This window comes from Calidithermus terrae (genome assembly GCF_003574345.1).
GTDB lineage: Bacteria > Deinococcota > Deinococci > Deinococcales > Thermaceae > Calidithermus > Calidithermus chliarophilus.
Genome location: NZ_QXDL01000139.1, coordinates 1 through 10989, shown reverse-complemented (window position 1 = coordinate 10989; position 10989 = coordinate 1). Strand labels below are relative to the sequence as shown.

9 protein-coding genes are annotated in these 10989 nt (G+C 69.3%); 8 read left to right on the top strand and 1 reads right to left on the bottom strand.

Annotated elements, in window-relative coordinates; genetic code table 11:
- Window positions 1–245: 245 nt before the first annotated feature.
- A complete protein-coding gene (gene tkt, locus Mterra_RS14640) occupies window positions 246–2213 on the bottom strand; it encodes a transketolase (RefSeq protein ID WP_119315848.1) in 1968 nt (655 codons plus the stop codon).
- 145 nt (window positions 2214–2358) lie between these two features.
- Between tkt and Mterra_RS14635 the strand changes: the two genes are divergently transcribed.
- From Mterra_RS14635 to pnp, 8 genes are all read left to right on the top strand, one after another.
- Window positions 2359–2475: a cytochrome c oxidase subunit 2A gene (locus tag Mterra_RS14635; RefSeq protein ID WP_119315847.1), complete on the top strand. Its 117-nt coding sequence runs from the start codon at window positions 2359–2361 to the stop codon at window positions 2473–2475.
- 2 nt (window positions 2476–2477) lie between these two features.
- Window positions 2478–2963: a cytochrome C oxidase subunit II gene (locus tag Mterra_RS14630; protein ID WP_119315846.1), complete on the top strand. Its 486-nt coding sequence runs from the start codon at window positions 2478–2480 to the stop codon at window positions 2961–2963.
- A 20-nt stretch (window positions 2964–2983) separates the two neighbouring features.
- Window positions 2984–4666, top strand: a complete 1683-nt coding sequence (locus Mterra_RS14625) for a b(o/a)3-type cytochrome-c oxidase subunit 1 (protein ID WP_119315845.1) — start codon at window positions 2984–2986, stop codon at window positions 4664–4666.
- A gap of 82 nt (window positions 4667–4748) precedes the next feature.
- Window positions 4749–5912, top strand: coding sequence for an MFS transporter (locus Mterra_RS14620; RefSeq protein ID WP_119315844.1), 1164 nt, complete (start codon window positions 4749–4751; stop codon window positions 5910–5912).
- Window positions 5913–5929: 17 nt separating this feature from the next.
- On the top strand, window positions 5930–6307 hold the full coding sequence (locus Mterra_RS14615; protein WP_170159680.1) for a MerC domain-containing protein: 378 nt from the start codon (window positions 5930–5932) through the stop codon (window positions 6305–6307).
- 91 nt (window positions 6308–6398) lie between these two features.
- Window positions 6399–7823, top strand: coding sequence for an FAD-binding oxidoreductase (locus Mterra_RS14610; RefSeq protein WP_147372813.1), 1425 nt, complete (start codon window positions 6399–6401; stop codon window positions 7821–7823).
- A 196-nt stretch (window positions 7824–8019) separates the two neighbouring features.
- The gene (gene rpsO, locus Mterra_RS14605; protein ID WP_027893143.1) at window positions 8020–8289 is read left to right on the top strand and encodes a 30S ribosomal protein S15; all 270 of its coding nucleotides are present in this window, start codon (window positions 8020–8022) and stop codon (window positions 8287–8289) included.
- A 146-nt stretch (window positions 8290–8435) separates the two neighbouring features.
- Entirely contained in the window at window positions 8436–10580 is a 2145-nt protein-coding gene (gene pnp / locus Mterra_RS14600; RefSeq protein ID WP_119315841.1) for a polyribonucleotide nucleotidyltransferase, read from the top strand.
- Window positions 10581–10989: the final 409 nt, after the last annotated feature.

The window sequence follows — 10989 nt, the reverse complement described above, 5'->3', positions numbered from 1 at the left end:
GCCATTATGAGGGGTCGGGGGGCGGGGGTCGATAGCCGGGTGCGGGGCGCGGGTCGTACGTCGTACGTCCTACGCCGTACGCAAAACGCAAGACGCAAAACGCTAAACGCCCCTTCTTTACCCCCCTTAACAAGGGGGGCTAGGGGGGATATTCCTTCCCCGCGCGCGGGGGGTTTACCACGGGCCACGAGCCGCTGACGGCTGAGGGCTTACTGCTCACCCTCTCTCCTACCCTCCCCCGTGCCTTACAGCAGCGACTTCACCGCCTCGGCAACGCGTTCGCGGGTGAAGCCGAGCTCCTTGTAGACCACGGCGTAGGGGGCGCTCGCGCCGAAGCGGTCGAGGCCGATGCTCTTGTCGGCGTAGCGCTCCCAGCCGAGGGTGGCGCCGGCTTCTACCGAGACGGTGGGGAGGTTTTTGGGGAGGACCGACTCGCGGTAGGCGGGGTCTTGGGCCTCGAAGGCTTCCCAGCAGGGCAGGCTCACCACGCGCGCGCGGACGCCCTGCTCGGCGAGGAGGGACTGGGCCTCGAGCGCCAGCGCCACCTCGCTGCCGGTGGCGACGATCACGGCTTGGGGGTTCTCCACGTCGGAGAGGACGTAGCCGCCCCTGAGGACGCCCTCGGGGTCGGCGTGCTCGAGGGTGGGCACGGGCTGGCGGGTGAGGACGAGGGCCACGGGGCCGTCCTTGCGCTCGAGCGCCATGCGCCAGGCGGCGGCGGTCTCGTTGGCCTCGGCGGGGCGGATGACCCACAGGTTCGGCATGGCCCGCAGGCTCATCAGGTGCTCGACGGGCTGGTGGGTGGGGCCGTCCTCGCCCACGGCGATGGAGTCGTGGGTGAAGAGGAAGACGGTGGGGACGCCCATGATCGCGGCCATGCGGATGGCCGGGCGCATGTAGTCGGAGAAGACGAAGAAGGTGCCCGCGTAGGGGCGCAGGCCCCCGTGCAGGGTGATGCCGTTGAGCGCGGCCCCCATCGCGTGCTCGCGCACCCCGTAGCGCACGTAGCGGCCGACGGGGTTGGCGTCGGAGAAGTCGGTCATGTCGGGGGTGCGGGTGTTGTTGGAGGGGGTGAGGTCGGCGGAGCCGCCGATGAGCTCGGGGAGGGCGGGGACGATGCGCTCGAGCACCTTGCCGCTGCTGGCGCGCGTCGCCATCTTCTCGCCGGTGGTGAAGCCGGGCAGGGCCCTGTGCCAGCCCTCGGGGAGCTTCCCGGCGATTCGGCGCTCGAGCTCGGCGGCGAGTTCGGGGAAGGCCTGCCGGTAGGCCTCGAGGCGGCGCTCCCACTCGGCCTGGGCGGCCTCGCCCTTGGGGAGGGCCCGGCGGTAGTCGTCGTAGACGGCCTGGGGGATCTCGAAGGGGGCGTAGGCCCAGCCCAGCGTCTCGCGGGTGGCCGCGACCTTCTCGGGGCCCATGGCGTCGGAGTGGGCCTTGTGGTGCCCGGCCAGCGGCGAGCCGTAGCCGATGATGCTCTTGACCGAGATGATCGAGGGGCGCGGGTCGGCCTGGGCCTCGCGGATGGCCTTGCGGATGGCCTCGAGGTCCTCCCCGTGCACCCCGCGCACGGTGTGCCAGCCGTAGGCCTCGTAGCGCTTCAGCACGTCCTCGGTGAAGGCCAGCTCGGTGGAGCCGTCGATGGAGATGTTGTTGTCGTCGTAGAGGACGATGAGCTTGCCCAGCCGGAGGTGACCGGCCAGCGAGCTCGCCTCGCCCGAGACCCCCTCCATCAGGTCGCCGTCGGAGGCCAGCACGTAGGTGTAGTGGTCCACCACGCGGTGGCCCTCGCGGTTGAACTCGGCCGCCAGCTTCTTCTCGGCCAGCGCCATGCCCACCGCGGTGCTGATGCCCTGCCCCAGCGGGCCGGTGGTGGTCTCGACCCCCACGGTGTGGTGGTACTCGGGGTGGCCGGGGGTGCGGGAGTCCCACTGCCGGAAGCGCTTGAGCTCCTCCATCGGCAGGTCGTAGCCGCTGAGGTGCAGCAAGGAGTAGATGAGCATGCTGCCGTGCCCGGCCGAGAGCACGAAGCGGTCGCGGTCGAACCAGCGGGGGTCGCGGGGGTTGTGCTTTAAGAACTCCGTCCACAGCACGTAGGCCGCCGGGGCCATGCCCATGGGCATCCCGGCGTGGCCGCTCTTGGCCTGCTCGACGGCGTCGAGGGCCAGCATGCGGATGGCGTTGATCGAGAGGGTGTGGTCACGGGCGGTTTCCACCATACGCGCCATATTACCCCACCCCCACGCTTGTCAGGCCGGGCGCACGGGTCGCGTGAGGCCCGGGGGGCCGGTCCGGCCAGGGACATTGTTCCTTGGGACACTTGTACTCATTGAGCCTTAATACACTCCCTGCGAGGGAGGACTCATGGAAAAGCCGAAAGATCATCGACCTTGGGGCGCACTGCTGGTGGTCGGGGTGCTGAGCGTCTTCATTCTCACCTTCTGGCTGTTCTACTTCTTCACCTTCTTGGGGAGGAGCTAGGCATGAACCACGAGGAACACGCGGTGATCGAGCGCTTCGAGCGCGGCTGGCTGGTCTTCGGCGTCGGGATGATCGTGGTGTTCGTGGTGCTCATCGCCTACACCATGGCCAACTTCGGCGGCAGCATCCCGGTGGGCACCGAGCGCGTGGACGCGACCAAGGTGCGCACCGAGGGGCAGTTCGCCAACCCGCGCCTCGAGCAGGTGGGCGAGGAGTACGTGGCCTACGTGCAGGCCTTCGCCTTCGGCTACGCCCCGGGCGAGATGCGGGTGAAGCGGGGGCGCAAGGTGACCTTCTACGTCACCAGCCCCGACGTGCAGCACGGCTTCATGATCGAGCGCACCAACATCAACGTGCAGGTCATCCCCGGCGAGGTGGCCCGGGTGAGCCACACCTTCAAGGAAGCAGGCGAGTACACCATCATCTGCAACGAGTACTGCGGCCTGGGCCACGCCGGCATGATCAGCAAGATCGTGGTCGAAGAGTGAAGGGCGAGGAGGCAACGCCAATGGCAGTGAGAACCTTACCGCGTCTGGACGCCTACGCGGGCAACCCCGAGAAGAAGCTGACCCTCTACATGCTCATGCTGGGCTTCGCCGCCCTGCTGCTGGGCACCCTGTTCGGCCCGCTGCAGTCGTTCAACTACGGCGGCCTCGACCTCTACCCCTACCTCAAGCCGCTGGTCCAGTCCTACTACCAGGGCCTCAGCCTGCACGGCGTGCTCAACGCCATCGTCTTCACCCAGCTCATGGCCCAGGCCCTGCTGGTGTACTTCCCGGCCCGCGAACTGGGCTATAAGCCCAACATGACGCTGGCGTGGGTGTCGTGGTGGATGGCCTTCGTGGGGCTCGCCATCGCCGCGGTCCCGCTGCTGCTCAACGCGGCCTCGGTGCTCTACACCTTCTACGCCCCGCTCAAGGCCCACTGGGCCTTCTACGTGGGGGCGGCCGTCTTCGTGCTCTCGAGCTGGGTGAGCGTGTACATCGTGCTGCAGATGTGGCTGCGCTTCCGGCGGGAGAACCCCGGCAAGATCACGCCGCTGGTGACCTACATGAGCCTGATCCACTGGCTGATGTGGTTCCTGGCCTCGCTGGGGCTGGTGGTGGAGGTGGCGGTCTTCCTCATCCCCTGGTCCTTCGGCTGGATCGAGGGCGTGGACCCGCTCCTGATGCGCACGCTGTTCTGGTACACCGGGCACCCCATCGTGTACTTCTGGCTGCTGCCCGCCTACGTGGTGGCCTACACCATCCTGCCCAAGCAGGCCGGGGGCCGGCTCATCTCCGACCCCCTGGCCCGGCTGGCCTTCTTGATGTTCCTGCTCTTCTCGATCCCCGTGGGCTTCCACCACCAGTTCGCCGACCCCGGCATCGCCCCGGGGTGGAAGTTCGTGCACACCGTGCTCACCATGATGGTCGCGGTGCCCAGCCTGATGACCGCCTTCACGCTGGCGGCGAGCCTCGAGAACGCCGGGCGCGCGCGGGGCGGCAAGGGCATCCTGGGCTGGATTCCCGCGCTGCCCTGGAACAACCCCAGCGTGCTGGCGCTGCTCCTGGGCCTCCTCGCCTTCATCCCGGGCGGGGCGGGCGGCATCGTCAACGCCAGCTTCACCCTCAACCAGGCGGTCCACAACACCACCTGGATCCCCGGCCACTTCCACCTGCAGGTCGCGACGCTCGTCGCCATGGCCTTCATGGGCACCGCCTTCTGGCTCGTCCCGCACCTCACCGGCAAGCCTCTGGTGAGGCCGGGGCTGGCCTGGGCCTCGATGTGGCTGTGGTTCATCGGCATGTTCATCATGACCTTCGCCCTGCACTGGATGGGCTTCCTGTGGGGCATCCCCCGCCGCGCCCACATCGCCGAGAGCCCCGCGGCCATGGCCGCCTACCAGGACTCCTTGCCCTGGATGGTGATGAACATCATCTCGGGCATCATCCTGTTCGTCGCCGCCGCCTTCTTCTTCTACGTGATCTTCGCCACGGCCCTGCAGGCTAAGCGCGACTTCTCCGAACACCAGGAGATCCCCTTCGCCGAGGCCATCTCCAAGCCCGAGGGCAACGCCCTGGCGCTGATGACCGACCGGGTGTGGTTCTGGTTCGGCGTGGCGGCGGTGCTGATCCTGGTGGCCTACGGGCCGGTGCTCTTCCAGATGTTCACCAACCTCAACCCCGTCCCCGGGATGCGGCTGTGGTGAACGCCGGACCCTGAACCCCTGTGGGGCGGGCCCCGGGGCCCGCCCTTCCCGTCGGCCGCCGGCCGGACGATAGACTCTCTCCATGCCCCGTCTGCCTCGAGCGGTCTACGCGCTGGGTTGGGTCAGCCTGCTGATGGACGTGGCCTCGGAGATGGTGTACCCGCTGCTGCCGCTGTTCATGACCGGCAGCCTGGGGCTGGGCAAGGAGGTCGTGGGGCTGGTGGAGGGGGTGGCCGAGGCCACCTCGAGCCTGTTCAAGGTGGCGGGGGGCCGCATCTCCGACCGCATCGCCGCCCGCAAACCGCTGCTGCTGCTGGGCTACGGCTTCCCGGCCCTGCTGCGCCCGATCCTGGCGCTGGCGGCCTCCCCCTGGCACGTGCTGGCCTACCGCTTCCTGGACCGCGTGGGCAAGGGGCTGCGCACGGCGCCTCGAGACGCCCTGCTGGCCGAGGCCACCCCCCAGGAGCAGTACGGGCGGGCCTACGGGCTGCACCGGGCCATGGACTCGGTAGGGGCCACCATCGGGCCGCTGCTGGCCTTCGCCCTGCTGCCCTTGGTGGGCTTCCGGGGGGTGTTCTGGCTCTCGGCCATCCCGGCGGGGCTGGCGGTGCTGACGATCCTCCTCCTGGTGCGGGAGAAGCGGGGCATCCCCAAGCCCCTGCCGCCCCTGCGCCTGTCGAGCTTTTCGCCCCAATACCGCCGCTTCCTGCTGGTGACGGGGATCTTCACGCTGGGCCTCTCCTCCAACGCCTTCTTAATCCTGCGCCTCAAGGACTTCGGGCTCAGCGACGCGCAGGTGACGCTGGCCTACACCGGCTACAACCTGCTCTACGCACTGGCTTCGTACCCGCTGGGGATGCTGGCCGACCGCTTCGGGCTGCGGCGCATGGTGGCGGCGGGCTTCGCGGTGTACGCGCTGGTGTACCTGGGCTTCGGGCTCTCGAGCCAACCCTGGCAGGGGGTCGCGCTCTTCGCCCTGTACGCGCTCTACAGCGCCGCCTTCGAGGGCAGCAGCCGCGCCTACCTCGCCACGCTCATCCCGCCCACCGAGAAGGCCAGCGCCATCGGGCTCTACCACACGCTGGTGGGGCTGCTGCTCTTCCCCGCGAGCCTGCTGTTCGGCTTGTTGTGGGAGGGCCTGGGGGCTTCTCACGCCTTCTTCTTCGGCAGCGCCATGGCCGCGCTCGCGCTAGCCGTCTTCGTGCAAGGTTCGGCAAGGCACACTCGGACGGGTGGCTTGCCTTAGACTGACTCGAGTCTATGGTGCGCCAGCGGCTGAGTTGGGATCATTTGGCGATGGGGCTGGGCGGGCTGTGCTTCGCGCACTGCCTGCTGACCCCCGTGGTGCTGGCCCTGTTCCCCCTGCTGGCCCAGGGGGTGCTGGGCAGCGAGTCGCTGCACACCGCGCTCTTGTGGCTCACCGTCCCGGTCAGCGGGCTGGGGCTGTGGCTGGGCTGCCGCGAGCACAAGGACCGGGCGGTGGTCGCCTTCGGCCTCGCGGGCATGGCCTTCCTGGTGGCGGCCCGCGGCTTCGAGGAGTCGCCGCCGGAGACCTGGCTCACCGTGGCCGGCAGCCTGACCCTGATCGGCGCCCACCTGCGCAACTTCCGCCTCTGCCGCGCCGAGCGCTGCGAGCACTGACCGCCCTCACCGTAACGCGGGCGTAACCCCCGATGGCCTAAGCTCAGGGGGCTTCTCGTTCGTGGAGGGCCTCGAGGGCCAGGGGGATGCTATGGCGCAGATCAAGCTGACGGGCCGGGTGGTCTACCCCGGGGATTTCGGCTGGGACGACGCCCGCAAGGGCTTCAACCAGCGCTTCGACGTGCAGCCGAAGGCGGTGGTGTTCTGCCAGAACGCCCGCGACGTCGCCAACGCCGTCCTGTGGGCCCGCGAGAACGGCGTGCCCTTCCGGGCCCGCAGCGGGCGGCACAGCTACGAGGGCTACTCGCTGGTCCAGGACGGGCTCGTCATCGACCTCAGCGACCTCGACAACGTCAGCGTCAACCGCGAGCAGCGCATCGCCCAGATCGGGGCCGGCATCCACATGCTCGAGCTCTCCGAGTGGCTGGGGCAGGTGAACGTGACCCTCCCGCTGGCGACCGGCCCCACCGTGGGGCTGGCCGGGCTGACGCTGGGCGGGGGCTTCGGCCTGACCTCGCGCAAGTACGGCCTGACCTGCGACAACCTCATCGGGCTCGAGCTCGTGGACGCCGAGGGCAAGGTGCGCATCGCCAGCGAGTTCCGCCACCCCGACCTCTTCTGGGCCTGCAAGGGCGGCGGGGGCGGCAACTTCGGCGTCGTGACCCGCTTCTTCTTCCGGGTGCACCCGGTCTCCTTCGCGGTGGCCTTCATGGCGCAGTGGGACTGGAGCCAGTTCGAGGCGGTGGTGGCGGCCTGGCAGGACTGGGCCTGGGGCGTGGACGACGACGTCTCCACCGCGCTCCAGCTCACCGTGACCAAGACCGTCAAGCTCTACGGCCTCTACACCCCCGACGACCCCGCCGACCTCCCCAAGGCCCAGCAACTGCTGGCCCCGCTGCTGCAGGCGGTGCCCCCGCCCAACCTCCCCGGCAACCCCACCGTCCAGCCCCTGCCCTTCAACGTCGCCACCCGGCTCTTCTACGGCGAGGGCGGCAAGAGCGTCAACCCGGAGGACCCGGTGTGGGACGTGATCGTCCACGACGACCAGCAGATCTACAAGAGCACCTCGGCGGCGGCGCTGGAGCCCTTCAGCGCCGAGGCCATCGGCATCCTCAAGCACTACCTCGAGAACGTCCCCCCGCTCGAGCAGCCCCCCGTGCAGCCGTCGATGGTGCAGCTGCTGGGCGGCGGGGGCCGGGCGGCGCAAATTGACCCGGCCTCGAGCGCCGTCCACCTGCGCCAGGCCCGCTTCATCGTGCAGTACGACGGCTTCTGGGCCGCCCCTGCCGACGGGCAGGAGACCATCGACTGGATCCGCGACTTCCGCAACGCCCTGCTGCCGCACACCGCGGGGGCCTACGTCAACTACGTCGACAGCAACATCCCCGACCCCCTCCAGGCCTACTACGGCCCCAACCTGCCCCGGCTGGTGGAGGTCAAGCGCAAGTACGACCCCCACAACGTCTTCAACTTCCCCCAGAGCATCCCGGTCAGCCTCCCCCAGGTGGAGGCCTAGAATGCCCTAACCCAGCCACCGCTCGAGCCGCGCCTCCGGGAAGGCCGCGGGAGCCACGGCGGTTGCGGCCTTGACTCGCCGGCGCCCAGCCGCTACACTCACAAAGGTTTGGCCGGGCACGCCCGGCCTGCGAGGGGGGAGAGGCCGAGCCGGCGACGGCTCAATCCCAGCGTCTCCCTTCCTGACGGAGGAAGTCATGGCCCTTACGAAGGAAATCAAGTCGAGCATCATCAGCACCCACGCCAAGGCCGCCGGCGACACCGGCTCCACCGAGGTGCAGGTGGCCCTGCTCACCGAGCGCATCAACCGCCTCTCGGAGCACCTGGCCAAGAACCGCAACGACCACAACTCGCACCGGGGGCTGCTGGTGCTCGTGGGCAAGCGCCGCCGCCTGCTGAAGTACCTCGAGAAGTCCGACAAGGAAGCCTACCGCGCGCTCATCGAGAAGCTTGGGCTGCGTAAGTAAAGCCGGCCATCGGGCTACAGCGCCCGGTTTCGCCCAAGGCACACGCCTGGGCACCCGTTCGATCCTTCGATTCGAAATGAGACACGGAACCGGTAACCCCGGTTCCGTTGTCCGTTAAGCTAGTGCTTGGACAAAAGGTAGAGATTATGGGATCAAGTGCCAATACCCCCTCCCCCAAGGTCTACAGCCTCGAGCTCGCGGGCCGCACCCTCAGCATCGAGACCGGCAAGTACGCCAAGCAGGTTTCGGGCTCGGTGTGGGTGCGCTACGGCAACACCATCGTGATGGCCACGGCTCAGGCCTCCGACCAGCCCATTGAGGCCGACTTCCTGCCCCTGACGGTGGAATTCGAGGAGCGCCATTACGCCGTGGGCAAGATCCCCGGCTCCTTCATGCGCCGCGAGGGCCGGCCGGGCGAGAAGGCCATCCTCTCGGCGCGCCTCACCGACCGCCCGATCCGGCCGCTCTTCCCCAAGGGCTTCCGCCACGAGGTGCAGGTCATCCTGACCGTGCTCTCCGCCGACCAGGAGAACACCCCCGACATCCTCGGCCCCATCGCCGCCAGCGCCGCGCTCACGCTCTCCGACATCCCCTGGGCGGGCCCCATCGCCTGCGTGCGGGTGGGCCTGCAGGACGGGCGCTTCGTGCTCAACCCCACCGCCACCGAGGACGGGCAGCTCGACCTGGTGGTGGCGGGCTCGAAGGACGCGATCATCATGGTCGAGGCCGGGGCCAAGGAGATCCCCGACGACCGGATGGTGCAGGCCCTCGAGTTCGCCCACCGCGCCATGCAGCCCATCATCGCCCTGCAGGAGCAGATGCGCGCCGAGCTGGGCAAGCCCAAGTTCAGCGTGGCCGAGCCCGAGAAGCTCGGCGAGGAGGAGGCCGCCGCCCTGCGGGCGCTGGCCCTGGAGCGGGGGCTTTCGGGCGTGCTCCAGACCGCCTCGAAGGGCGAGCGCTCGGCGGCGCTCGAGGCCTTCGAGAACGAGCTGGTCGAGGCCTTCGTGCCCGCCCTGCCCGACGGCAGCGTGGACGAGGCCCGGCGCAAGCTCGCCCGCAAGGCCTTCGACGAGGTGGTGAAGAAGGAGCTCCGGCGGCTGATCCTCGAGGAGGGCAAGCGCGCCGACGGCCGAGGGCCCAAGGACGTGCGCAACATCTGGATCGAGACCGACGTGCTGCCCCGCGCCCACGGCTCGGCCGTCTTCACCCGCGGCGAGACCCAGGTGCTGGGCACCGTCACCCTGGGCACCGGGCGCGACGCGCAGCTCGTTGACGACCTGGGCCTCGACACCGAGGACCCCTTCTTGGTGCACTACAACTTCCCGCCCTACTCCACCGGCGAGGTCAAGCGCCTGCGCGGGGTGAGCCGCCGCGAGGTGGGCCACGGCAACCTGGCCAAGCGCGCCCTCAAGGCCGTGCTGCCCAGCCAGGAGGAGTTCCCCTACACCATCCGCGTGGTGGGCGACGTGCTCGAGTCCAACGGCTCGAGCTCGATGGCGACCGCCTGCGCGGGCTGCCTGGCGCTGATGGACGCGGGCGTGCCCCTCAAGCGCCCCGTAGCCGGCGTGGCGATGGGCCTGGTGAAGGAGGGCGAGCAGGCCGTGGTGCTCACCGACATCCTGGGCCTGGAGGACGCCCTGGGCGACATGGACTTCAAGGTGACCGGCACCACCGAGGGCATCACCGCCTTGCAGATGGACATCAAGATCTCCGGGCTCTCCCCCGAGCTCATGCGTGCCGCGCTCCAGCAGGCCCGGGAGGCCCGCCTGCACATCCTGGGCAAGATGGCCGAGGTGCTCCCCGCGCCGCGCAGCGAGCTCAAGCCCCAGGTGCCGCGCATCCTGAGCATCAAGATCTCGCCCGAGAAGATCGGCGCGGTGATCGGCCCCGGCGGCAAGAACGTGCGGGCTCTCGAGGAGCTCGGCGTCGAGGTGGACATCGAGCAGGACGGCACCGTTCGCATCTTCTCCGCCAACGCCGAGGCCGCCAAGGAGGCGCTGCGCCGCATCCAGGGCATGACCCAGGAGGTCAAGATCGGGGAGGTCTACGACGCCACGGTGAGCCGCATCACCCCCTTCGGCGCCTTCGTGACCCTCTTCCCCGGCACCGACGGCCTGCTGCACATCAGCCAGATCGCCGAAGGCCGCGTGGAGCGCGTGGAGGACCACCTCAAGATGGGCGACACCATCCGGGTCAAGGTCCACACCATCGACGAGAAAGGCCGCGTGGACGTGATCCGGCCCGAGCTCGAGGGCAAGATCCCTCCGCGCAAGCCCCCGGTCAAGCGCTGAGGGCACGGCATGGAGCGTCAGGCCCTGTTGCGACAGGTCGCCGGCGCCGTCCTGAGGCCGCCCGCCGCCGGGGTGCTGCGGGTGGCCGTGGACGGCGGGGCTACCGGGACCCCTCACTCTTCCTCGAGGCCGGCTTCGAGGTCTCTATCCCCCGCGGCGCCCAGCGCGGCCCCGGCTACGGCTCCCCCGACCCCCGCGCCGAGTCCAACCGCCGCTACGTCGAGGGCCAGAAGCTCTACCTCGGCGAGCGCAACCCCAAAGCCCACGCCAGCGCGGGGATCAACAACGAGAACCCGACCGGCCCCTACTTCGTGGCCGGAGACTGAAGGCTAGTGGCGTGTGGCGGCCCCCACCCCTTCCCTCCCCGTCTTCGGGAAGGGTTTATCCCCCCAGCCCCCCTTGCCAAGGG

What these genes read in the sequence shown, in the direction of transcription:
- tkt (WP_119315848.1), bottom strand. Translation starts at nt 2,213, where the DNA reads ATGGTGGAAACCGCCCGTGACCACACCCTCTCGATCAACGCCATCCGC.
- Mterra_RS14635 (WP_119315847.1), top strand. Translation starts at nt 2,359, where the DNA reads ATGGAAAAGCCGAAAGATCATCGACCTTGGGGCGCACTGCTGGTGGTC.
- Mterra_RS14630 (WP_119315846.1), top strand. Translation starts at nt 2,478, where the DNA reads ATGAACCACGAGGAACACGCGGTGATCGAGCGCTTCGAGCGCGGCTGG.
- Mterra_RS14625 (WP_119315845.1), top strand. Translation starts at nt 2,984, where the DNA reads ATGGCAGTGAGAACCTTACCGCGTCTGGACGCCTACGCGGGCAACCCC.
- Mterra_RS14620 (WP_119315844.1), top strand. Translation starts at nt 4,749, where the DNA reads ATGCCCCGTCTGCCTCGAGCGGTCTACGCGCTGGGTTGGGTCAGCCTG.
- Mterra_RS14610 (WP_147372813.1), top strand. Translation starts at nt 6,399, where the DNA reads ATGGCGCAGATCAAGCTGACGGGCCGGGTGGTCTACCCCGGGGATTTC.
- rpsO (WP_027893143.1), top strand. Translation starts at nt 8,020, where the DNA reads ATGGCCCTTACGAAGGAAATCAAGTCGAGCATCATCAGCACCCACGCC.
- pnp (WP_119315841.1), top strand. Translation starts at nt 8,436, where the DNA reads ATGGGATCAAGTGCCAATACCCCCTCCCCCAAGGTCTACAGCCTCGAG.